This window comes from Actinomyces wuliandei (assembly GCF_004010955.1).
GTDB lineage: Bacteria > Actinomycetota > Actinomycetes > Actinomycetales > Actinomycetaceae > Actinomyces > Actinomyces wuliandei.
The window spans coordinates 878,659-903,164 of the sequence record NZ_CP025227.1 but is presented as its reverse complement, the minus strand read 5'-3'; the positions used below and the strand labels follow the sequence as shown (position 1 = coordinate 903,164).

Annotated in this window: 13 protein-coding genes and 3 rRNA genes; 6 read left to right on the top strand and 10 right to left on the bottom strand. The window is 64.8% G+C overall.

The window, feature by feature from the left end; genetic code table 11:
- The first annotated feature begins 30 nt into the window (after window positions 1-30).
- Complete coding sequence (locus CWS50_RS03675; protein ID WP_127841708.1) at window positions 31-1,332, top strand: tyrosine-protein kinase domain-containing protein; 1,302 nt, start codon at window positions 31-33, stop codon at window positions 1,330-1,332.
- Between the two features lie 47 nt (window positions 1,333-1,379).
- Here the strand turns inward: CWS50_RS03675 and CWS50_RS03670 are convergent, their stop codons facing one another.
- Window positions 1,380-1,850: a Rossmann-fold NAD(P)-binding domain-containing protein gene (locus CWS50_RS03670; RefSeq protein ID WP_127841707.1), complete on the bottom strand. Its 471-nt coding sequence runs from the start codon at window positions 1,848-1,850 to the stop codon at window positions 1,380-1,382.
- A 358-nt stretch (window positions 1,851-2,208) separates the two neighbouring features.
- Between CWS50_RS03670 and CWS50_RS03665 the strand changes: the two genes are divergently transcribed.
- From CWS50_RS03665 to CWS50_RS03650, 4 genes are all read left to right on the top strand, one after another.
- On the top strand, window positions 2,209-3,399 hold the full coding sequence (locus tag CWS50_RS03665) for a DegT/DnrJ/EryC1/StrS family aminotransferase (protein ID WP_127841706.1): 1,191 nt from the start codon (window positions 2,209-2,211) through the stop codon (window positions 3,397-3,399).
- Window positions 3,396-4,970, top strand: coding sequence for an O-antigen polysaccharide polymerase Wzy family protein (locus tag CWS50_RS03660; RefSeq protein ID WP_164860070.1), 1,575 nt, complete (start codon window positions 3,396-3,398; stop codon window positions 4,968-4,970). Before CWS50_RS03665 ends, CWS50_RS03660 begins: the two co-directional genes overlap by 4 nt.
- A gap of 111 nt (window positions 4,971-5,081) precedes the next feature.
- Window positions 5,082-6,209 carry a glycosyltransferase gene (locus tag CWS50_RS03655; protein ID WP_127841704.1) on the top strand — a complete coding sequence of 376 codons (1,128 nt, stop codon included), beginning with the start codon at window positions 5,082-5,084 and terminating at the stop codon, window positions 6,207-6,209.
- A complete protein-coding gene (locus tag CWS50_RS03650) occupies window positions 6,206-7,603 on the top strand; it encodes a lipopolysaccharide biosynthesis protein (RefSeq protein ID WP_127841703.1) in 1,398 nt (465 codons plus the stop codon). Before CWS50_RS03655 ends, CWS50_RS03650 begins: the two co-directional genes overlap by 4 nt.
- A gap of 62 nt (window positions 7,604-7,665) precedes the next feature.
- On the opposite strand, the gene CWS50_RS03645 is transcribed toward CWS50_RS03650, so the two are convergent.
- From CWS50_RS03645 to CWS50_RS03625, 5 genes are all read right to left on the bottom strand, one after another.
- Window positions 7,666-8,829, bottom strand: coding sequence for a branched-chain amino acid aminotransferase (locus tag CWS50_RS03645; RefSeq protein WP_127841702.1), 1,164 nt, complete (start codon window positions 8,827-8,829; stop codon window positions 7,666-7,668).
- Between the two features lie 172 nt (window positions 8,830-9,001).
- Complete coding sequence (locus CWS50_RS03640; RefSeq protein WP_127841701.1) at window positions 9,002-10,045, bottom strand: 3-isopropylmalate dehydrogenase; 1,044 nt, start codon at window positions 10,043-10,045, stop codon at window positions 9,002-9,004.
- A 219-nt stretch (window positions 10,046-10,264) separates the two neighbouring features.
- On the bottom strand, window positions 10,265-11,296 hold the full coding sequence (gene ilvC / locus CWS50_RS03635) for a ketol-acid reductoisomerase (RefSeq protein ID WP_127841700.1): 1,032 nt from the start codon (window positions 11,294-11,296) through the stop codon (window positions 10,265-10,267).
- A gap of 9 nt (window positions 11,297-11,305) precedes the next feature.
- Window positions 11,306-11,818, bottom strand: coding sequence for an acetolactate synthase small subunit (gene ilvN, locus CWS50_RS03630; protein WP_127841699.1), 513 nt, complete (start codon window positions 11,816-11,818; stop codon window positions 11,306-11,308).
- Window positions 11,819-11,823: 5 nt separating this feature from the next.
- Entirely contained in the window at window positions 11,824-13,608 is a 1,785-nt protein-coding gene (locus CWS50_RS03625) for an acetolactate synthase large subunit (protein WP_127841698.1), read from the bottom strand.
- A gap of 531 nt (window positions 13,609-14,139) precedes the next feature.
- Here CWS50_RS03625 and CWS50_RS03620 point away from each other — a divergent pair.
- Entirely contained in the window at window positions 14,140-15,753 is a 1,614-nt protein-coding gene (locus CWS50_RS03620; RefSeq protein ID WP_127841697.1) for an aspartate:alanine exchanger family transporter, read from the top strand.
- A 720-nt stretch (window positions 15,754-16,473) separates the two neighbouring features.
- Here the strand turns inward: CWS50_RS03620 and rrf are convergent.
- The 4 genes from rrf to CWS50_RS03600 all read right to left on the bottom strand — a co-directional run bounded on the left by rrf (window position 16,474) and on the right by CWS50_RS03600 (window position 24,298).
- Window positions 16,474-16,590 (bottom strand): 5S ribosomal RNA (gene rrf / locus CWS50_RS03615).
- A 215-nt stretch (window positions 16,591-16,805) separates the two neighbouring features.
- Window positions 16,806-19,994, bottom strand: a 23S ribosomal RNA gene (locus CWS50_RS03610).
- A gap of 539 nt (window positions 19,995-20,533) precedes the next feature.
- Window positions 20,534-22,107 (bottom strand): 16S ribosomal RNA (locus tag CWS50_RS03605).
- Together the 16S, 23S and 5S rRNA genes form the textbook arrangement of a ribosomal RNA operon.
- 802 nt (window positions 22,108-22,909) lie before the next feature.
- Window positions 22,910-24,298, bottom strand: a complete 1,389-nt coding sequence (locus CWS50_RS03600; protein ID WP_127841696.1) for an NAD(P)-dependent malic enzyme — start codon at window positions 24,296-24,298, stop codon at window positions 22,910-22,912.
- Window positions 24,299-24,506 lie beyond the last annotated feature (208 nt).

The following is a 24,506-nucleotide window of genomic DNA, read 5'->3' as shown; positions in this document are numbered from 1 at the left end:
GACCCACAGAACAGGACGTGACCTTCGACTATGGAACTATGGGATCTTCTCGCGCTGGCACGGCGACGCATCGGCACGGTCCTCCTGCTGCCCGTGCTGGGCGTCCTCCTGGCAGTCGGGCTTCTTTACCTCACGCCCACCACCTACACCGCCAGCTCGAGCGCCTACGTGTCCGTCGCCGTCAGTGAGGAGGACACCATGACGACGAGGTACTCCGACGCGGCAGACCTGGCAGAGAAGAAGGCAACCGCTGTCGTCCCGGTCTTCACCTCGACCAGGCTGGCCCAGGCAGTCATCAACGATCTAGGCCTCGACGAGACACCGGAGCAGCTGGCCTCTAACATCACGGCCACCAACGTGACCGGCACGGTGACGATCAACGTGACGGTCACCGCCTCCTCCCGTGATGACGCCCTGCAGATCGCCGACGCTGTGATCACTCACTCGGCGGAGGAGATCAGGGGGCTGGAGGGCGAGGTCTCACCTGTGACGGTCGTCCCCCTGGCGTCGGCGGAGCTCTCAGGCGTCTCCGTCAGCCCCTCACCGGGGCGCTACATCGGCCTCGGGGCCGTCGGGGGCCTCCTGGCCGGGCTTCTCCTCGTGTTCGGGGCCTCGGTGATGGACAACCGTCTCCAAAGCGTTGGAGAGGCGTCGCGCGCAACCGGGTCTCCAGCACTGGGAGCCCTTCCCGTCAAGCTGACACGGGACACGGACCGGCTGCTGGCCAGAATCCGAGAACTGGTGCTCTACACAGGCTCGGGACGTCTGCCTGCCCGTACGGTGCTGGTGGCCTCAGCGGCCGGGGACTGCGGCGCGTGGAAGGTCGCCCTGGAGCTGGCACGGGCCACGGCGCTGGCCGGCCAGCCCACGGTCCTGGTCGACGCCAGGATGCGCAGCACGGAGACGGGGCGTCCCCTGACGGAGCCAGGCCTGTCGGAGGTGCTCCAGGGCAGGAGCCGCCTGAGCGACGCCGTAACAGGTTCCGAGGTACCAGGTCTTCTGGTGATGAAGGCCGGGGCTGCCGCATCGGACCCGACAGCGCTCCTAGCCTCCCCTCGTATGGAGGAGGCCTTGTCGGTGCTGTCCCGGGACCGCTGCGTCATCGTCGCCGGGCCTGCCCTCTATCCAGGGGCCGAGGGTCTTCTCGTCTCCCGGCTGGTCGACCGTATCGTCGTCGTCGCCCGCTTCAAGCAGACCACGACCGACCAGCTGGAGCACGCCACCGAGGCCCTGCGGCGTGAGAGCCACGAGATAAGCGGGGTCATCCTCAACGACGTGCCCTCGTCGTTCCTGTCGCGGGTACGGTACGGAGAGTTCAACGAGGCGGCATGAGCAACGATCATGACATGGTCGGCACAGCCGGGGCGGTCGGTCGGAGGCTACCCCGCAGGGGTGACCCCTGTCCCTGCAGCCAGCCACCGCAGGGCAAGGTTGTCGGGGTCTCCGGGCTCACAGCACACGACAGTCCTGCCGGAGCCCTGGGCCGCCCCAACCAACTCGCTCCGCTCACTGACCTGCGTGGCACCGGCGGCCCCGCCAGGGCAGGCCTGCTCCAGGAGGAGAGTGTCGGCCCACTGCAGGCAGGCGCTGTCGACATCAGGAAAGCCACGCGCTCTGACACGTACGTCGACACCGAGCCGACGCAGGACCTGAGCCGCCTCGACAGCTGTCTCCATGAGCAGGTCACAGTCGCCCGCCCCGACAACGAGCACGTTAAAAGTCCGTTCCGCACGGCGCGCGGGCCTGCCTGGTACCGACGCGGGCGCCGCCACCAGGCCGTCACTGTCCCTGACTCCGCTGCGTCCTACCGATACCGCCTGTGGTGGCTGTGCCGACGGTGTCGCGCTCACCCCCGTGTCCTGTCCCAGTCGTCCTGGCTGTCGTCGCAGCCTGCCGCAGCAGGCTGCAACCCAGCCACCGCGAGCACCCATTTACCCATAGTCCAGAGCTTCCTTCGTACACGTCATAAACGCTGTGGCCAAGACCTATGGCCAAACCGAGAAGATGCTATAGCACCGACCCCGCTGCGGCCACCGCAACATGAACGGCGACATCTGATCGAGATCAGCACAGTCAGACAACGTCGTCACCGTCCCGCGCCAGCGCTGAGGCGTCCCCGGCAGCCAGCCGCGTCAGTTCTGGGCCGCCCCGAGCGAGGGCACCCACGAGGCAGCAGCCAGCACCCGACACAGACCAAGGAGTGACGTCATGATCCCATTCTCTCCACCTACCCTGACCGAGGACGACATTGAGGCCGTCGTCTCGGTCCTGCGCTCTGGCTGGATCACGACGGGGCACGTCGGACGTGAGCTCGAGGCTGCCTTGACGGCCTACACCGGCTGCGCAGGCACCGTGACCCTCAGCTCGGCGACCGCCGCTCTCGAGCTGGCCCTGAGACTGTGCGACGTGGGTCCAGGAGATGAGGTCGTCGTCCCCGCCTACACCTACACCGCCAGTGCCGCCGTAGTGCACCATGTAGGTGCGACCATGGTCCTGGTAGACACCGAGCCAGGCTCCTGCGTCCCCTCCCCCGAACGCATTCTCGCTGCCGTGTCACCCCGGACCAAGGCCGTCATCACCGTCGACCTGGCTGGCGTCCCCTTCGACACGCGTCCCCTCGCCGAGGCCCTCACCGGGCAGGGCAGCTGCTCCGGGGGCCTGCAGCACTCGCTGGGCCGACCAGTCCTCATCGCTGACGGCGCCCACTCCCTGGGGGCGCGCCTGGAGCACGCCGCTGTGGGGGAGATGGCGGACCTGACCGCCTTCTCCTTCCACGCCGTCAAGAACCTGACCACTGCCGAGGGCGGGGCACTGCAGTGGCGCACCGGGCTGCCCGCCGACCACGGCGACATCGAGCGCTCGTTGCGCCTGCTGTCCCTTCACGGACAGTCCAAGGACGCCTTGGCCAAGACCACAGGGACGTCGTGGGAGTACGACATCGAGGTCTTGGGGTGGAAGGCCAATATGCCCGACGTCCTGGCCGCGCTGGGGCTGTCCCAGCTGGCGCGCTACGACAGCATCGTCGAGCGTCGGCTGGAGATGGTGTCTCTGTACCAGAAAGGGCTCAGCGACACAGGTATCACCCTGCTCCCTCACCAGCGGCCCGGGATGCGATCCAGCGCCCACCTCGCGATCGCCACGCTTCCTGTGCCCGGCGTCGAGGAGCGTAACGCCTTTATCGACCGGATGCGCCACCACAGCGTGGCGACGAACGTCCACTACAAGCCGCTGCCCATGCTGACTGCCTACAAGAGGCTGGGCCTCAACGCCAGCGACTTCCCTCACGCGGCCTCCTTCTACGCCACGGAGGTGACCCTGCCCCTGCACATGGCACTGACCGACGACGACATCGCCCAGGTATGCCACGCAGCACGTGCCTCACTCACAGGATCACGATGAGCCTGCTCACATCCAACTCCCCGTCAGCACCGCACGGCGCCTCCGCGCCGTCGTCTGCCAGCAGGCAGACGACGGCGGGCCAGACTGCGCTCAGGGTCCTGACCGCGAACCTGGCCCTGGCGTTCATGATCCTGTGGGGGCAGTGCGACTGGCGGTGGGGCGCCCTCCTGTTCATGTGGCTCAACCTGCTCATGTACAGCCTGAGCCCCCGACGACGCTCCGTGTTCTTCAGCGGGTTCCTCGTCTCCTTCTTCCTGCTTCTTCTGAGCCAGGCAACCCTGGAGCGGATCTTTCACTACCCCTCCTCGCACGCCGAGCCAGCCGCCCTGCCCACAACCGTCACCATTCTTCTCATCGGGCTCGCGGCCTCCGCGGCGGGGTACTTCCTGGCAGGCCTGCCCGGCGTGCCGCGCTCCGTCGCCGCCGCGCGCAGCGCCGGCCAGCGCAGCAGGGCTGCCGTCATACGTGCCCGGTCGTGGGCTGCCCGCGCGCTGCACGACCGGGCACACGTCAGGGCCGCCGCCCTGGCCATCATCGTCCTCAACTTTCCGCTCAGCGCGTTCTGGCTGGTCTCCACAATCGCCAGAACGGGTATCTCGGGATACCTCAGCCTTTACACCACCGACTACATCGACCAGAACGCGGGGATTCTCAACCTGCTCGGGGAGTACTCCTCGGACTTCGCGTTCGTCGCCTATCTCATCTACCTGGCCACGATGCCACCACGCAACGAGATGATCCTGCCCACCACCCTTCTGGCCGTCATCAAGAGCCTGTACCTCATGGTAGGTGTGCGCAGGGAGTTCACCGTGTTCGCGATCGTCGTCGTGTGCTACGTCGTCCTTCGTAACCGGATCGACCCGGGTCAGGGATGGTTCACACGGCGGACAGCCCTGACGTCCACTGTGAGTGCTGTGGCCCTGATGCTCTTGTTCACCGCCATGGAGAGCCTCCGTGGCAACGGCAGCTCGTCGTCCATCGTGGAGTTTCTCTACAACCAAGGAGTCTCTGTCCGGGTCATTGACAACGTGGTCGTGTTTGGTGACCGTCTGCCAGACCAGTTCTACCTGGCCTACTTCGCCCACTACGGCCTGGTCGGACGCCTCCTCGGCGTCCCGTCGTTACAGGGCAACTCCTTCGAGCGGGCGGAGATAGGCGGGTCGCTGTCGCACTCCCTGTCCCGCATCGCCCTGGGCGACCACGCCTACCTGACCGGGGTGAGCACCGGGACGTCGTATCTTGCCGAAGGATACGTGCAGTACGGAATGGTCGGCGTGCTCGGCCTCGCCCTCGTCGTCGGGGCCGTGCTCCGTTATGTCGACGGGCTGGCCAGCACCTCCTACATCTCCAACTCCCTGCGTATGCTGATGCTTCCGTCACTGATATGGCTGCCCCGCGGCCCAGCCACTGACTTTATCGGCATCCTCGTGGCCCCGACCACGATCATGGCGCTGGTCGCCATAGTCGGGGTCGTCTGGATATCCCGTGGCCTAGAGACCCTCAGAAGCAGGAGGCAGATCGGCTACCGGCCCCACAGGCCGCTCCTCAGGCAACGTGGCAGGAGAGCGTAGGACGCAGCAGCCCCTCCTACGAGCCCGGCTGCCGCAGAGCGCAGAGGACACCTCCAGCCTCGACAACTCCCAGGTAAGTCCCGAGAAAGCCCGAGAAAGAAGGTACGCCACGTGGATCAGACCTCGTCATCTGGCTCACCAGCCCGTCCCCGGGTCCTTGTTGGCGGCATGACCGAGAACGCCGGAGGCAAGGAGGCCTTTATCCTCTCCGCGTTCCGTCTGCTCAGGGACAGCTACAGCTTTACCTTCCTGGTGGACCGTGACGCCGTAGCGCACCAGGAGGAGCTCCTGGCGGCTGGCGCCAGGATAGCCAGGGTCCCCGCAAGGCGGCAGCACCCCGTGGGCTACGTGCGCGCAGTGTCCCGGCTGGTGCGCGCAGGGGGCTTCTACGCTGTGTGGCTCCACCAGACGGTCATCAGCAGCATCGAGCCACTTGTTGCCGCCAGGGCAGCCGGAGTACCGGTGCGAGTACTTCACTCCCACTCGTCAGCAAACATGTCGGGGAGACTGTCAGGTGTGCTCCACCGCATCCAGCGCCCACTCACCGGCCTGTACGCAAACCGCCGCTACGCCTGCTCTGCGGAGGCGGCGCAGTGGCTCTTCGGCAACGCCCCGTGGACGTTTGTCCCCAATATCTTCGACCCGGCCCCCTTCTCCTTCGACGCGGACCGCCGTGCCCACGTGCGCAGGCAGCTGGGCCTGCACCCTCAGGAGAGGGCCGTCATCCACGTCGCGCGACTGGGTCCGGCGAAGAACCACGCCTTTGACCTGCGCATCATGGAGGCGCTACGTGCCATGGGGGTCCACGCCCGGCTGCTCCTGTGCGGCGACGGTCCCTACCGTGAGGATCTCGCCGCCGACGTCCAGAGATTGTCACTCGACGACATGGTCACCTTTCTGGGCCCCCGCAAGGACGTGCCTGACCTCCTGCAGGCTGCGGACGTCATGATCCTTCCCTCGACGTTCGAGGGCCTGCCCTACACGGCACTTGAGGCCCAGGCTGCTGGGCTGCCGTTGCTGCTGTCACAGGCGGTCAGTACCAGCGCGCAGGTCGGCGGGCAGGTCACGGTACTCGACCTCGCGGGGGGGGCTGTGCCGTGGGCTCGGGCTATCGCCTCCCTGGACCCCCGCGCGCACCTCGCACGGCCAAATGCCGTCAAGGGCTCACCATTTGACGCCGGAGCCGCACTTCCTCGCTTTCAAGGGCTGCTCGCAGCAGACGCACCAAGGGAGTCGTGATGGGGACACTGTGGCGGTTCCTGAGGAACTCAGGAATCTTTGTGCTGGGAACAGTCCTGTCAAAACTGATCGCCTTCATCATGCTCCCGCTGTACACGGCGGTCGTTCCTCCAGCCGACTTTGGCTACTACGACCTGAGCGTGACCTACCTGACCGTCATCTGCGAGGGGCTCTTCCTGAACATATGGGTGGTCATCCTGAGGCAGATGTACAAGAGCAGGAAGGATGAGGTCCGGGCGCTGCAAGCGGGGTCACTCGTGTTCCTCGGGTCGACAGCCGCCTATGCACTGCTCCTCGTCGCCGCGACGCTGCTGCTTGACATCAGGTACATCGGCCTGATCGCGCTCCTTGGCATCGTCCAGAACATCGAGTACGTGTACAAGCACGCCTGCCGTGGTATGAGGCGAAACTGGGACTACGCCATCTCCGGGGTGATCGCCTCCCTGGTCATGATGGCAATGAACGTCCTTCTCCTGGTCGGCCTCTCCTGGGACTTCCGAGCCCTCTACGTGTCCACGATCATCGCCTTCCTGTGCGAGGTCGTCTATATCGAGCTCCGCGCGGGGGTCGTGAGGAAGATGCTGACCAGCGACTGGGGCTGGGGAGTGGTGCCCTCAGCCAGGTCCATGCTGGCCCTGGCCGTACCAGTTGGGCTCAACGCCCTGGTCTACTGGACCATCAACTCCATGAACCGTGCCGTAGTTGGCGCGGTCCTTGACCTGTCCCAAAACGGCCTGTTCGCCATCGCCATGCGCTTCGGCTCGGTGATGATGCTCGTCATCATGGCCATGACCTACGCTTGGCAGGACCTCGCCTTCGAGAGGTCGCGGGCGCACAGCAAGTTCTTCGGGCGTGCTGCGGCTGTCTACGGTACCGCGCTCTTCCTGGGCCTGGCCCTGCTTGTTCCCGCTATGAAGGTCGTGTTCCCGCTGGTCACCGACCCGCAGTACTCGCAGGCGATGACGGTCGTCCCATTTGCTCTCGCCGTGTCAACACTCAGCGGTTACTCCAACTTCATGGTGAACATCTTCTACGCGATCGAGAAGAACAGGGAGACCCTGTGGGCCATCGGGATCGCGGGCGCGGTCAACATGGTGTGCGTCGTGCCCATGGTCCAGCTGTGGGGCCTCGTCGGCGCCTGCCTGTCCACCGTCGTCGGCTACAGCTCAGGTATCGTCTACATGCTCTACCGTCTTCGCAGGGAGATCGGCATGCGCGTGGACTACCGGGGACCCTCTGCCGCCATTGGCGTGGTCTCGGCATCCATGCTGGTTTTCCAGCTCGGAGGCACCTTCGCCAACCTTCTCATGAGTGGCGTCGTCCTGGCCGCCTGCGCGTACGCTCTTGTGCGCATGACCCGCAACGAACGAGGTGGACGACGGCGGCCATCGTGACAGCCACAGCACGCCTGGGCAGCAGGACCCGAGCCCCCGGCAGAGGGAGGGTAGGAGGACAGTCAGAGCAGCCGGTACATCCAGCCGTGGGTGTCCTCACGCGTGCCGTACTGGATTCCTGTCAGGTGCTCGTACACCTGTCGCGACACCTGCCTCCCGGCAATAGTCACCTCGAAGTCCTCACCTGCCAGCCGACCGATCGGCACCACTACCGCAGCAGTCCCACAGGCGAAGACCTCCGACACCCGCCCGTCACGGATGTCCTCCAGCAGCCCGGCCAGAGTGATAGTCTCCTCAAGTACAGCGCGCCCCTCCTCCCGAAACAGCGTCATGATGGCCGAGCGGGTCGAGCCCTCAAGGATGGTGCCGGTAAGTCGCGGAGTACGTACCGTGCCGTCGGCACTGACGACCATGATGTTCATGCCCCCCAGCTCCTCGACACTGCTCTGGGTCACGTCGTCAAGGAAGCAGACCTGGTCGCAGCCCCGGGAGTAGGCCTCCTGCTGGGGCAGCAGCGAGGACGCGTAGTTCCCTCCCGTCTTGGCAGCCCCGGTCCCACCCCGTCCTGCCCGGTGGTATCCCGTCGTGACCCAGATGCTGAGCGGCTCCAGCCCGTGCGGGAAGTAGCTGCCCGCCGGGGAGGCGATGACGTAGTAGTCCACCACCTCGGAGGCCCGCACTCCCAGGAAGGGTTCGGAGGCGAACGCAAAGGGCCTCAGGTACAGGGACTCCCCCGCACCCTCAGGAACCCAGAGGCTATCCACGCGGACCAGGTCCACCAGGGAGGCGATGAAGTCCTCCTCAGGAATCTCGGGAAGCGCCATGCGACGTGCCGAGGCATTCATGCGTACCGCGTTGTACCGAGGTCGGAACGTCCATACCGTCCCGTCGGCATGGCGATAGGCCTTGATACCTTCAAAGACCTCCTGGGCATAGTGCAGGACTGCCGCAGCCGGAGACAGGGGCACAGGAGCGTAGGGGACCACCGCGTGGTCCTGCCACCCAGCCGCACGAGTCCACCGGGCGTGCACCATGTGGTCAGTAAAGGCCGAGCCGAAGTGCAGGTCCTGAAGCGCCTGCGCCCGCTCAGCAGCCGAGGCCGGGCTGACGCTGCGGCTCAGCACGAAACGACCTGCCAGGGAGTCAGCGTCTGGGACCGGGGCGGCCGCAGCATGCTCCAGAGGGGTGGACGGAGGATCGTAGGCGGAGCCGGCAGTCTCGGTCATGAGGCACAGCCTACCGCCACAAGCCTCCACGCAGCAGTGCCTCTCGGAGCCTGGTGCCACAGACCTGCCTCAGGATCAGCAACCGCCGACCCCGAGTCCCACCAGGTCCCAGGGTGCTTCCTCCACGGCACCACGCCAGACAGCACTTCCTCGGGTACCGAGTGGCTCCAGCCTAACGCCTCACCGCCTCAGCAATAGCATCACCAATATCGCCGGTCGAGCGGCTCAGAGTGCCCACGCGCGCCTTCATGTCCTGCTCGACAGCGGCCTCGACCTGTTGCGCCGCCTTCTGGTGACCGAGGTGCTCCAGCATCAGGGCTACCGCCAGGACTGTGGCAGTAGGATCCGCGATCCCCTGCCCCGCAATGTCCGGGGCGGACCCGTGCACTGGCTCAAACATTGAGGGAAAGGTACCTGACGGGTTGATGTTGCCCGACGCCGACAACCCGATACCGCCAGTAACGGCACCGGCCTCATCGGTGAGGATGTCTCCGAACAGGTTGTCAGTGACGATGACGTCGAAACGCCCCGGGTCGGTGACCATGTAGATTGTGGCGGCGTCCACGTGGACGTAGTCGACCTGGACCTCGGGGTAGTCAGCAGAGACCGCCTCCACGGTGCGACGCCACAGGTCGCCAGCATAGACGAGGACGTTGTGCTTGTGGACCAGGGTCAGATGCCGCGCAGGCCGGAGCGCGGCTTTGGCGAAGGCGTATCGCACCACACGTTCCACGCCAAAGGCCGTGTTGACGCTCACCTCCGTCGCAATCTCCTGAGGGGTTCCCCTACGGACTGTCCCACCGTTGCCACAGTACAGTCCCTCTGTTCCCTCCCTGACCACGACAAAGTCGATCTCACCGGGATCAGCCAGCGGTGTCGGAACACCTGGGTAGTACCGGGACGGACGCAGGTTGATGTAGTGGTCAAAGGCGAATCGCAGGCGCAGCAGCAGTCCTCGCTCCAGGATCCCTGAGGGCACCGACGGATCCCCCACGGAACCGAGGAGGATCGCGTCATGCTGCCTGATGGAGTCCAGGTCGTCGTCCGTGAGCGTCTCACCAGTACGGTGCCAGCGCTCAGCACCCAGGTCGTAGCACGAGGTCACCAGGTCCACGCCTGTGCCTCGGAGGACGGCGTCCAGAACCTTCATGCCCTCGGGTACGACCTCCTTGCCGATACCGTCACCAGGAATAACCGCCAGGCTGATCGTCGTCATGCCGGAAGCCTACGCTGCGGGAAGGACAGGTGGACAACGGTCTCAGATGGTGGGTTGAGGGGCGTCGAGGTCACGCTGGGCAGCGGTCGGTGTTGCGGTCTTCCGGGAGGCTGCCGTACACATCCAGGGACGGCAGAAGACCGGGCACCGCCTCACTTCTGTCCAGCACCGGCCTTGACGCCCAGAACTGGAGCAGAAGCGAGACAGCCACGGCCTACCTCAGCGCGCGACAGAACCCTCCGTGTAGTCCTTGTCCACGTCTGCCCGCCAGGCGAACATGGAGCGGACCTCACGTCCTGTCGTCTCAATAGGATGCGACTCGCCGACGGCCCGAAGCTTCTTGAACTCCGGGGCACCCGCAGCCTGGTCGTCCATAAAACGCTTGGCGAAGGACCCGTCCTGGATATCGGAGAGAACCTCCTTCATGTGCTCCTTGACCTCCGGGGTGATGACCCGGGGCCCCGAGACGTAGTCACCGTACTCGGCCGTGTCAGAGCAGGACCAGCGCTGCTTGGAGATGCCGCCCTCAACAATGAGGTCCACAATGAGCTTCAGCTCGTGGCAGACCTCGAAGTAGGCCATCTCAGGCTGGTAGCCAGCCTCAGTGAGGGTCTCGAAACCGTACTGGATGAGCTGAGAGACGCCCCCGCACAGAACTGCCTGCTCACCAAAGAGGTCCGTCTCGGTCTCCTCGCGGAACGTCGTCCTGATCGCACCTGCCCGGGTCCCGCCTACGGCCTTGGCGTAGGACAGCACCAGGTCCCAGGCGGAGCCGGAGGAGTCCTGCTCCACACAGACCAGGACTGGCACGCCGCGACCGGCCTCGAACTCACGGCGCACGGTGTGCCCCGGCCCCTTGGGAGCGACCATGACGACGTCAATGCCTGCCGACGGCTTGATGTAGCCGAAGTGGATGTTGAAGCCGTGGGAGAACAGAAGGGCCGAGTCCGGCCTGATATGAGGCTCGATCTCGGTGGAGTACAGCGTAGCCTGCACCTGGTCCGGCGCCAGGACGACAACGACGTCGGCCCATGCCGTCGCCTCTGCCACGGTCTTGACGGGGAGCCCCTCCTCCTGGGCCTTGGCCGCAGAGGAGGAGCCCTCTCTCAGCCCCACAGCCACCTCGACCCCGGAGTCGCGCAGGTTCAGGGCGTGGGCGTGCCCCTGGGAGCCGTAGCCGATAACGGCGACCTTCTTGGACTGGATGACGGAGAGGTCGGCGTCATCCTCGTAGAACTTCTCAGCTGCCATGGTTAATTCTCACTTCTCCTTGAGCTGGTCGGTGATGGAACGCGGACCACGCGTGATGGCTACGGTACCGGACTGGACAATCTCCTTAACACCATACGGCTCCAGCGCTGTCAGCAGCGCCCTGACCTTGGACTCCGAGCCAACAGTCTCAATGACGACCGACGAGGGTGCCACGTCAACGACGTGCGCTCGGAACAGGTCGACAATCTGCAGGACCGCCGTCCGGTTGGAGTCGTCAGCACGCACCTTGATCAGGTACAGCTCACGGGCTACCGAGGTATCGGACTCAAGCTCGACGATCTTCAGGACATTGACAAGCTTGTTCAGCTGCTTGATGACCTGCTCCATGGCCAGCCCCTCCGCGTCTGCGATCACCGTGATGCGCGACACGTCATCGTGCTCGGTGGGTCCGACGGCCAGGGAGTGAATGTTGAAGCCGCGTCGCGTGAACAGCGCCGAGACACGCGTGAGGACGCCGGGCTTGTTCTCCACTAGGACGGACAGCGTGTGCTTCTGGCTCACGTACCTCATTCCTCCTCCCACTGGGGGCTCATGCCCCGAGCGTGCTGGATCTCGTCATTGGACACACCAGCAGCCACCATCGGCCACACCTGGGCGTCTGCTGACACGATGAAGTCAATGACAACCGGTCTGTCGTTGATGGAGTTGGCCTTTGCGATGACGTCATCAACGTCCTCCAGCCGTTCACAGCGCAGCCCCACCGCACCATAGGCCTCGGCCAGCTTGACGAAGTCGGGGACACGCACCGTGTCCGCACCAGTGTGCAGGTCGGTGTTGGAGTAGCGCTCACCATAGAACAGGGTCTGCCACTGGCGGACCATACCTAGCGAGGAGTTGTTGATGACGGCGACCTTGATCGGAATGTCGTTAAGGGTGCAGGTAGCCAGCTCCTGGTTCGTCATCTGGAAGCATCCGTCGCCGTCGATCAGCCACACAGGGCGATCCGGACACGCCCGCTTGGCTCCCATGGCAGCAGGAACACCGTAACCCATCGTCCCCGCGCCAGCAGAAGTCAGCCACGTGTGCTGGCGGCTGAAGCGCAGGTAGTGAGCGGCCCACATCTGGTGCTGGCCGACACCCGTGACCCAGATCGTGTCCTCGGCCGCCGCCGCGACCAGGTGGTTAATCACCTCCTGGGGCTGGAGAAGACCGTCATCAGTGTCTGTCCAGTCAGTGGGATAGGTTGCGACAATACGATCCACCTCCGTACGCCACGGCCCTATGTCAACACGGCCCTCGCGGTCAAACAGATCCCGGATCTCAGCGGTCAGGGTCGGCACGACCTCAGCCAGGTCGCCTACGATAGGGACGTCCGCTGCACGTATCTTTGATATCTCCGCAGGATCGATATCCACGTGGACGACCGCTGCGCGAGGAGCGAAGCTGGCAGGCCTTCCCGTGACCCTGTCGTCGAAACGGGCACCTAGGGAGACGATGAGGTCGGCACGCTGCAAGGAGCCTACGGCAGCCACCGTCCCGTGCATCCCGGGCATCCTGAGGTTGAGCGGATGATCCGAGGGCATCACGTCCAGTGCCGTAAGCGTGGTGACAAAAGGCGCGCCAATGAGGTCGATGAGCTCGGCCAACTGCGCAACGGGTACTTTGGCACGGTTGAGCCCTCCGCCCAGGTAGAGGACAGGCCGTTCCGAGTGGACGATGGCCTCCGCAGCCTGGATAACGCGCCTCTGGTTCGGCCTGCCAGGGAGGTGGTAGCCAGGAAGCTCAGTCGCAGGAGGCCAAGAGAACTCCGTCATCCCCTCCTGCGCGTCCTTGGCGATATCAACAAGGACAGGTCCGGGACGCCCCGTGGCAGCAAGGTGAAAGGCCTCAGCGACACGAGGTACGACCTCCTCCGGCCGCGTGACGAGGAAGGAGTGCTTGACAAAGGGCATAGTGGCGCCGACAATGTCAGCCTCCTGGAAGGCGTCGGTGCCGATGTTGCGACTGCCGACCTGCCCGGTAATGGCGACCACCGGCACGGAGTCCATGTGCGCGTCCCCGATCGCTGTCACCAGGTTGGTTGCACCCGGCCCAGAGGTGACCACACACACACCAGGTTTCCCGGTCACCATGGCGTACCCCTCTGCCGCGTGCCCGGCACACTGCTCGTGGCGCACAAGAACGTGCCGGATCCGGTCACTGGCAAGCAGAGGATCATAGAACGGCAGAATTGCGCCGCCCGGCATGCCGAAGATGTCGGTGACACCCAGCTCCTCGAGAGCCCTGACAAGCGCCTGGGCGCCCGTCATCACCTGTTGGTCCCTCTCCACTGGAACCTTGTGGCGTGCCATCGCTCACACTCCTGTTCCTTGCGATTCACCGCGTCAGCGAGATGTCAGAGGGACAGAGACTAGATCACGCCGAGACTAAAGGCCATCTCCACCTCCACCCAGTCTCACTATATGGGATCATGTCTCACGGGACGCTGACGAGGGCGCCCTCAGCGACGACGCGCTCCCGGGCCCGCACCTCCCACACCCGTCTTTATTTCGGGCACTCCCTCAGTGCCCTCCGGAAAAAGGAAGACAGGGGGAAGCAAAGCAGGGGAAGTCAAGGAGAAGAGCGAAACGCCTCACCTGGAGGCCACGTACCGCTCCCGCAATCCGCCCAAGGCAGCCCCAGGCCTACCACGCGCTCTTGCGAGGGCCGCGGCCGACGTGGCGGCGCAGGACAGGTCCATCCTCACACCTCACGCCTCGGACCGCAGCATCACGGCCTTTGGTCCGGGAGCCTGGACGACGTCAGTGCCACAATAGCCCACGTCCCGATGCACACGACCGCCGCGCCCTGCGGCGCCGCAACCCGAGAGGCGGCTCTCCAACGTGGTTACAGACGTCCTGACGCACCTGGCCGAGGCTCCGGTGCTGGTCCTGTTCTTGCTCATCGGCGTGGGCATGCTCGTCGGGCACCTGAAGGTGCGAGGAGTCAGTCTCGGAGCCGCAGCCGTCCTCTTCTGCGGTATCGCTCTGGCGGCGTGGAGCACTGCGGTAGACGTGGAAATGGATATTCCCGTTGAGGTGAGCACACTTGGCCTCACGATCTTTACGTTTGCCATCGGAGTACAGTCAGGCCCCAACTTCTTTCATGTGCTGCGCACGGCCGCAGGCCCCCTTGCGCTGCTGCTGGTCATCCTGACAGCAAGCGCAGGAATAGGCGTAGCAGTCGGCCGGGCGCTTGGGATGGACCCTGCTCTGATAGCCGGAACCTTTGCTGGCGCGCTCACCAACACTCCAGCGCTTGCCGCCGCAGGCAACGCAGCGACGGCGGCGGGCAGCCCGGACGGGACCGCTGTCGCCACCATTGGTTATGCCGTCTCCTATCTCTACGGGGTCATCGGCATGCTGTTTTTCTGTCTCCTCGCCCTGCGCTACCGGCGCAGTGACCGGGACGCCCCCTCTCCCCTCATCAACCGCACTATCCGGGTGGAGCGCGAGGACGGACCGGTCGTTGCCGACATCGGAGAGCGAATCTCTGGGGAGCTCAAGTTCTCCCGTCTGCGTCGCGGAGAGACAGGCCCGATCATGAGACCGGTGAGCAGCGATCGCCTGTTCAAGGACGACCTGGTCACAGTGGTCGGCACCCAGGACGCGGTCAACCAGGCCATTGAGGCCGTCGGCCACGGCTCGTCCCACTCACTTATCGAGGACCGTCGCTACTTGGACTTCCGGCGCATCACCGTCTCCGACCCCAAGCTTGCTGGGCGCACAATCGCCGACCTGGACATCGACCACCGTTTCGAGGCAACTATCTCGCGCGTCCGCCGGGGTGACGTGGACATGGTTGGAACGCCTGACCTTGTTCTGCAGCAAGGCGACAGGGTTCGCGTCGTCGGCCCCACCGGGAGGATGAAGGAGATCTCCCAGTACTTTGGCGATTCCTCGCGCGGGCTGTCAGCTATCAACCCGGTCGCCCTGGGCGTCGGTATGGCGCTGGGTATCTTCATTGGTGAACTTCAGGTTCCCATGGGTGGAGGCGCTACCTTTGCTATAGGGTCAGCGGCAGGGACCCTCCTCGTGGGCCTAGTCTTCGGACGCATTGGCCGCATCGGCAACTTTGTCACCGCGATTCCCTTCACTACGACTGCGGTTCTGTCCGAAATCGGTCTGCTTATCTTCCTCGCACGGGCGGGCGTCACAGCTGGAGGGCAAATAGCGGGCGCGTTCTCGGGCGGAGACTGGTGGAGGATCCTGGTAACAGGGTTTGTCATGACCACGATCGCAGGAGGTGGCCTGTACGCTTCGATGCGCTGGCTCGTCAGGATGGGTGGTACACGCCTGTCCGGCCTCCTAGGCGGCGCGCAGACCCAGCCTGCCGTCCTTGCTTTCGCCAACGAACGCACCGGCGCCGACCCGCGCGTCGCACTGGGTTATGCCATGGTCTATCCCGTTGCCATGATCCTCAAGATCTTCATTGCACAGATACTCGGAGGAATGTAGCGAAACTAGTCCCTCCGCTCTGCGAGGCGCGTGCCGCTAGCGGTCGTTTATCTACCTCGTGCCGAGTTTGCTTCTAAATTGCAGGAATGGGATGTTCAAAGGACCTGGGATTGTCGGTCCTCTGCGTGCGTCGTCCTTCTGGAGGTCCGGGCGCCACTGTCCTGCTGCAGGACGGTGGTTTGGTGGCCTGTGTGGGTGGGGTGGGTGGTGTCCTACGAGTTCTGGCGGTGGCACATGCTGCTGGGGTCGTGGATCTGAGCGTGGTGGGCCTGGGCGTGGTGGGCGTGTGTGGGTGGTGCCGGGGTCCGGGTCAAAGCAACCGGTCAGCGTGCTCAAGCGCGGCTGTGTCCTTCGCGTTGGTTCTGCCGCCCCCCCCGGGGGGGGGGCAGGTCGGTGGTGGCACGCCGTGTCGGCAGGCCCAGCGTGTCGGCAGGCCCAGTGTGGTGGTGTCCTGAGCCGGCCCAGGGCCACCAGCGTTGTCAGGGGCACCGGTCGTCGTCGGCTGGTCCGCAAGCCGGCCAGGGCAGTGGTCTTGCCCGCCCTGGTGCTCGTGGGCCCCGCGCGGCCGACCCTGGCCGCCAGGGGCCCACCCCCCCTTTTTTTTTCTTGTTCCTTCCCTGCCCCTCTTTGGGCCCGTCCTGGGTGTGTTGTGGGTGGGGTGTGGGCTGCCCCCACCCCCCGCCTGTCTTGCTTCTGTGCGGGGGGTGGGGTGTGGTGTGTGCTCGGTGGTGTCCTGCTCTCCCGTCCCCTGGCGGGGACAGTACCATCGGCGCTGGCAGGCTTAGCTTCCGGGTTCGGGATGGGACCGGGCGTGACCCTGCCGCTGTGACCACCGAGACGTGGTCCGGGACCCCCAACCCCCCCCTTCTGGGGGGTGGGTGGGTGCCTGGCAGCCACCCACCCACCCCTCTGTGTGTGTGAGGGGGGTGGTGGGGTGGGGTGGTCATGGACCGTACAGCGGGCGCGCCCCCCACAGTGGGGGGGGGTCTGTCGTCGTGGTGGCACCAGTGCGTGCTCCTGGCTGGCGCACCAGCACGTGAGGCTGCGCGTGTGGGTGCTTGTGTCGGCCTGTTAGTACCGGTCGGCTCCACGGGTCACCCCGCTTCCACCTCCGGCCTATCCACCCAGTGGTCTGCTGGGGGCCTTCCCACCCCGCAAGGTGGTGGAGACCTCGTCTTGAGGCTGGTTTCCCGCTTAGATGCCTTCAGCGGTTACCCGTCCCGAACGTGGCCAACCAGCCGTGCCCCTGGCGGGACAACTGGCACACCAGAGGTTCGTCCGTCCCGGTCCTCTCGTACTAGGGACAGGCCCTCTCAGGTCTCCTGCGCGCGCAGAGGATAGGGACCGAACTGTCTCACGACGTTCTAAACCCAGCTCGCGTACCGCTTTAATGGGCGAACAGCCCAACCCTTGGGACCTGCTCCAGCCCCAGGATGCGACGAGCCGACATCGAGGTGCCAAACCATGCCGTCGATATGGACTCTTGGGCAGGATCAGCCTGTTATCCCCGGGGTACCTTTTATCCGTTGAGCGACGGCCCACCCGCACGGGGCCGCCGGATCACTAGCTCCTACTTTCGTACCTGCCCGACCCGTCGGTCTCGCAGTCAGGCCCCCTTGTGCGCTTGCACTCACCACCTGGTTGCCGACCAGGCTGAGGGGACCCTTGAGCGCCTCCGTTACCCTTTAGGAGGCAACCGCCCCAGTTAAACTACCCACCAGGCACTGTCCCTGGCCCGGGTCACGGACCGAGGTTCAGGCGCACGCCACGGCCAGGGTGGTATCCCAACAACGGCTCACCACCACGCTGGCGCGCGGGGGTCACAGCCTCCCACCTATCCTGCACAGGCCGGGGCGGGCGCCAATACCAAGCTGCAGTAAAGGTCCCGGGGTCTTTCCGTCCTTCTGCGCGAAACGAGCATCTTTACTCGTAGTGCAATTTCGCCGAGCTCATGGTCGAGACAGCGGAGAAGTCGTTACGCCATTCGTGCAGGTCGGAACTTACCCGACAAGGAATTTCGCTACCTTAGGATGGTTATAGTTACCACCGCCGTTCACTGGGGCTTGGACTCGCCCCTTCACCCCCACACGATGAGGGGGCTGAGGGCTCCTCTTGACCTTCCAGCACCGGGCAGGCGTCAGTCCGTATACCTCGCCTTGCGGCTTCGCACGGACCTGTGTTTTTAGTAAACAGTCGCTTCTCCCTGGTCTCTGCGGCCCTCACCCCTAGCCCGCGCGGGGCCTCAGGGCCCGGGCCCCCCTTCTCCCGAGGTTACGGGGGCACTTTGCCGAGTTCCTTGACCATGAATCACTCGTGCGCCTAGGCATGCTCTGCCCGACCACCTGTGTCGGTATAGGGTACGGGCGGCCGGCACCATCGCGTCGAGGCTTTTCTCGGCACCCCAGGATCACCCTGCTTCCCCCACCCCACCGGGCAGGGTCACCATCACGCCTCACCACCGCCCCCCCACCCCAAACGGGCAGGAGGACCGCCCCCCGGATTTGCCTGGGGGACAGGCTGCGCGCTTGGACGGGCCAAGCCATCAGGCCCGCGGAGGCTACCACTGTGCGTCACCCCTGTTAACACGCTTGCCTACCAGCACGGAGGGTCCCCGCCCCCAGGCCCCCCCACGGCCACAGGCCGCCAGGAGACCACCACGAGGACAGGTCAGCACCCGCGCGTCAGCACGGTCGGTACCCAGCCGGTACGGGAATGTCAACCCGTCATCCATCGACTACGCCTGTCGGCCTCGCCTTAGGCCCCGACTCACCCAGGGCGGACTAGCCTGGCCCTGGAACCCTTGGTCATTCGGCGCTAGGGCTTCCCACCCTAGTATCGCTACTCATGCCTGCATCCTCACTCCCGCACCGTCCACCCCTGGGTCACCCCGGGGCTTCACCCCGTGCGGGACGCTCCCCTACCACCCGCCACCCCTTGGGACCACCCCACCCACAGGCAGGACAGCCAGGGACACGCGACGGGCCCGCGGCTTCGGCGGCGCGCTTGAGCCCCGCTACATTGTCGGCGCACGACCACTTGACCAGTGAGCTGTTACGCACTCCTTCGAGGATGGCTGCTTCTAAGCCAACCTCCTGGTTGTCTGCGCGGCCGCACATCCTTTCCCACTTAGCGCGCGCTTAGGGGCCTTAGCCGGCGGTCCGGGCTGTTTCCCTCTCGACCACGGAGCTTATCCCCCGCGGTCTCACTGCCACGCTCCACCCCGACGGCATTCGGAGTTTGGCTGACCTCAGTAACCCTGTGGGGCCCATCAGCCACCCAGTCGCTCTACCTCCGCCGGGAACCACGCGACGCTGCACCAAAATGCATTTCGGGGAGAACCAGCTATCACGGAGTCTGATTGGCCTTTCACCCCTACCCACAGCTCATCCCCCCGGTTTTCAACCCAGGTGGGTGCGGCCCTCCACGCGCTCTTACACGCGCCTCAGCCTGGCCATGGGTAGATCACCCCGCTTCGGGTCCACGACGCGCCACTGAACCGCCCCTGACAGGACTCGCTCTCGCTACGGCTGCCCCCCACGGGTTAACCTCGCGACACGCCACTGACTCGCAGGCTCATTCTTCAAAAGGCACGCCACCACCCCCCACCACACCGGCAGGAGGCTCTGACGGCTCGCAGGCGCCCGGTTTCAGGTACTCTTTCACTCCCCTCCCGGGGTACTTTTCACCATTCCCTCACGGTACTGCTCCGCTATCGGTCACCAGGAGGTATTCAGGCAGCCAAGCGGTCTTGGCAGACTCACACAGGACTCCACGGACCCCGTGCTACCACGGGAACCCAGCCCACGCGCGCCCAGCCGGCTTCACCTACGGGGGTCTCACCCTCTACGCCTCCCCTTCCCAGAGGACTCGGCTGCCAGCACGAGCACCACGCGGCCCTCCGGCAGAAGAGCCACGGCCAGGCCCCACAACCCCGCACGCGCAGCCCCTGCCGGGTCCACGCACGCGCACGGTTTGGCCCTCCTCCGCTTTCGCTCGCCACTACTCACGGAATATCCTCTCCTGCGGGTACTGAGATGTTTCACTTCCCCGCGTCACCCCCCACGACCCGGGCACACGCCCCGGCCACGGGTGGCACGACACAGCTCGTGCCAGGTCCCCCCATTCGGAAACCCCCGGATCACAGCCCGCCAGCCGGCTCCCCGAGGCTTATCGCAGGCCACCACGTCCTTCATCGGCCCCTGGTGCCAAGGCATCCACCGAGCGCCCACACAAACAAGCACACCACAACACAGCACACAAAGAACACACCACACCACCCGCACCCACACGCCCCACCACCCAGGAACCACCCAGGCCAGCCAGGACACGCGCGCGCGGGCGGCGAAAATCAACACCACGACAGGCCACCACACCAGCCCCCCACCGGCCCACCCAAGGACCACGAACCCCCAACAAACAACGCCAGGGGAACAACCAGGAGGCACAGCACGGCAGCCCGACGCTCGCGCCCGCTATACAGTTCACAACCACCCCACCCACGCCCCAGCCACCACACGCGCACGCGCGCACCAGCCAGGACCAGGCCACCAGGACGCACAGGCCCCAGAACCCGACAGCGTGCCCCGCCACCACCCCAGCACCCCGCACCACAGCACGAGGCCCCAGCAGCCAGCAGCAACCACCACCCCCAGCCCCCAACAACAAGGACCAGGACAGCAGCCGTCCCCTCCCACACCCGCACGGACCACCCACCAGCCACCCCCAGACCACCACAGGCCCAGGACCAGGCACCCAGCAGGCAGCCACCACAACTCCCTAGAAAGGAGGTGATCCAGCCGCACCTTCCGGTACGGCTACCTTGTTACGACTTCGTCCCAATCACCAGCCCCGCCTTCGACCGCTCCCCGTAGGGCCACGGGCTTCGGGCGTCACCGGCTTTCATGACGTGACGGGCGGTGTGTACAAGGCCCGAGAACGTATTCACCGCAGCAGTGCTGATCTGCGATTACTAGCGACTCCGGCTTCACGGTGTCGAGTTGCAGACACCGATCCGAACTGAGACCGGCTTTAAGGGATTCGCTCCGCCTCACGGCACCGCAGCCCTCTGTACCGGCCATTGTAGCATGCGTGAAGCCCAGGACATAAGGGGCATGATGATTTGACGTCGTCCCCACCCTCCTCCGAGTTGACCCCGGCAGTCTCCCGAGAGTCCCCACCACCACGTGCTGGCAACACGGGACAGGGGTTGCGCTCGTTGCGGGACTTAACCCAACATCTCACGACACGAGCTGACGACAACCATGCACCACCTGTGAGGGCACCCCCCACCCCACCAAAAAAGCGGGGCAGGAGAAGACCACGTCTCCGCGGCCCGCACCCACATGTCAAGCCCTGGTAAGGTTCTTCGCGTTGCATCGAATTAATCCGCATGCTCCGCCGCTTGTGCGGGCCCCCGTCAATTCCTTTGAGTTTTAGCCTTGCGGCCGTACTCCCCAGGCGGGGCACTTAATGCGTTAGCTGCGGCGCGGGCGCCCCGGAAAAGAGCCCCCACACCTAGTGCCCAACGTTTACGGCGTGGACTACCAGGGTATCTAATCCTGTTCGCTCCCCACGCTTTCGCTCCTCAGCGTCAGTAACGGCCCAGAGACCCGCCTTCGCCACCGGTGTTCCTCCTGATATCTGCGCATTCCACCGCTACACCAGGAGTTCCGGCCTCCCCTACCGCACTCAAGCCGGCCCGTACCCACCGCACTCCCCCGGTTGAGCCGGGGCATTTCACGGCAGGCGCGACCAGCCGCCTACAAGCCCTTTACGCCCAGTAACTCCGGACAACGCTAGCGCCCTACGTATTACCGCGGCTGCTGGCACGTAGTTAGCCGGCGCTTCTTACCCAGCTACCGTCAGCCCCACCACACGGGCAGGACCTTCTCCGCTGGCGAAAGAGGTTCACGACCCGAAGGCCTCCGTCCCTCACGCGGCGTCGCTGCATCAGGCTTGCGCCCATTGTGCAATATCCCCCACTGCTGCCTCCCGCAGGAGTCTGGGCCGTGTCTCAGTCCCAGTGTGGCCGCCCACCCTCTCAGGCCGGCTACCCGTCACCGCCTTGGTAGGCCCTCACCCCACCAACAAGCTGATAGGCCGCGAGCCCATCCCCCACCAGACCCACCCAAGGCAGGCCCTATCCCGCACCAGCCATGCGACCAGCACGAGCACACCCCGTATTAGCCCCACTTTCATGAGGTTATCCAGGAGAGGAGGGCAGGTTGCTCACGTGTTACTCACCCGTTCGCCACTGACCACACCCACCAAAAAAGCAGGCGCAGCCCGTACGACTTGCATGTGTTAGGCACGCCGCCAGCGTTCGTCCTGAGCCAGGATCAAACTCTCCAAAAAAAACAAGAACAACCACGCGCACGACCACCCACACAGGCAGCCCCACACGCAGCACAACAAACCAGGCAGAACCACCACAGCCCACCACACACACACGCGCAGCAGACCACAACAGCCCCACCCACACAGGCATAAAAGAAAACAAGACACACTATCGAGATCTCAAACCAACACACCCACAAGCCAGCCACACCACCACACCAGCAGCAGCACAACCCAGCAAGAGCAACCCGAGTAGCGTAGTTGAGTCACGCTACGTGCGTCAACAGGATGCAAGGTGATTCGCGCCTCTTGTTTGACGCCCCTGACGATCCTGCGACCCGGAGCGCCTGCCACAAGGCACAGGAGTCCGGCGACGCACAAGCAACCGTGCGACCCCGGGTGCCGGTCCGGGAACTGCATGCTGCGGGAGCGAGCACGGATGCGGCAGGGAGACAAGGGGACAGCAGACCGGGCACCTTGAGCACGCGCCCCGACCGCGACCTCACGTACGGCCGGGGCGTGGGGTATGGGCATAGGCGACCTCGCGTACGGCCGGGGCGTGGGTACATGGCGTCGAAGTCTCCGGGGAGCCGAACGCGGTCTCACGTACTCCAGGCACACGAGACCGCCGACGGGAGAAGAGTCAGGACAGGGCAGGACGCAGTCCGCCGAAACCACGTGGGACCACCCCGGGGGACCTATACAGCTGGGTGGCGCCAGCAGGCGTCGCACCGCAGACGCGGCCCCGCATGCCTCAGACCCCGCAGCCCGCCGAACGCCCTTGCCACAGCTCGATCGAGCCGCACCGAGAACGTGGCCGCTACTTCTCCTCGGCAAACCGCCGCACAGCACTGGCAACAGCCTCAGCGACATGCGTGTCAAACGCCCCAGGTATAATGTATACAGGGCTGATCTCATCAGTGTCCACAACGGAGGCGATACCCGTCGCAGCGGCACGAAGCAAGTTGGTAGTAATCTCCGTGATTCCCGTGTCCAGCAGCCCGCGGAACAGTCCGGGAAATGCTAGGACGTTATTGATCTGATTGGGGAAGTCCGAACGTCCGGTTGCCACGACAGCCGCATAGTTGGCAGCGCCGATGGGATCAACCTCCGGAGTAGGGTTGGCCATCGCGAACACAATGGCGTCCTCAGCCATAACAGAAAGGTCCTCGGGCTCGAGAAGGTTCCCCGACGACACCCCAATGAATACGTCAGCACCAACCAGGCCCTCCTTGAGGGTTCCTGTGACCCGACGCGGATTCGTGTTCTCTGCCAGCCACCTGCGGTGCTGGTTCATTCCGTCAGTATCATGCGCCGACAACGCTCCGGTACGTCCGTACCCCACGATATCTGTGGCCCCGTGAGCCATGAGCAACTTGGCGATGGCGTTCCCGGCCGCACCGACGCCCGACAGGACGATACGGACATCCTCAATCTTCTTCCCCACGACCTTCAGCGCGTTGATCAGCGCAGCCAGGGTCACGATCGCGGTCCCGTGCTGATCGTCGTGGAACACCGGAATATCAAGTTCTTCCCGCAGGCGCTCCTCAATGTCGAAGCACTTGGGGGCCGCAATATCTTCCAGGTTGATGCCACCGTAGGCAGGTGCAATGGCCTTGACTATGGAGATGATCTCCTCCGGGTCCTTGGTGTCCAGAGCGACCGGCCACGCGTCAACGTTTCCAAACTGCTTGAACAGCACAGCCTTGCCCTCCATGACCGGCATGGCGGCGGACGGGCCGATATCACCCATTCCAAGCACGGCAGTACCGTCTGTCACCACCGCAACGGTATTCTTTTTGATTGTGAGCTTTCGGGCGCGCTCCGGGTGGTCGTAGATAGCCTTGCAGACCCGGGCGACGCCAGGGGTGTACACGCGCGCAAGGTCACGACGGTTATGGATCGGGTACGTCCCCACTACCTCAATCTTACCGCCGACGTGGGCCAGGAAGGTAGAGTCCCCGACAGTCTCGACGACGACGCCGTCAAGCTCGTCAAGCCTGGAAACCAGGTCACCACGGTGCCTGGAGTCTCGGGTGTCCGCAGTCAGATCTACAGTCAGCGTATCGGCACCCGCCTCTGCAACGTCCACACCGGTCACGACAGCTCCGGTGGCAGTGGCGGTGTCCACCAGCCGGGCCACAGCCTTCTGGGACGCGGGAACCTTGAGGTGCAGGGCGACGGTGTAACTAGGGCTAGGCTGAACCATGTATGTTCCTCCAGCAGAGATCCATGCGATAGGGGTCGTCTCAGACCCTATCCCCAACTCCCCTCGTCCTGACAGCTGGACGTCGGAAGCAGACCCAGATAGTGAGACGCCAGCGACGACGTCGGCTGCCTCGCGACCTGGTCCTGCCACGGAACGGACGTTCCGGCTACTGCTACTTCGCCGCGGACAGCAGCCTCTGGCTACCCAG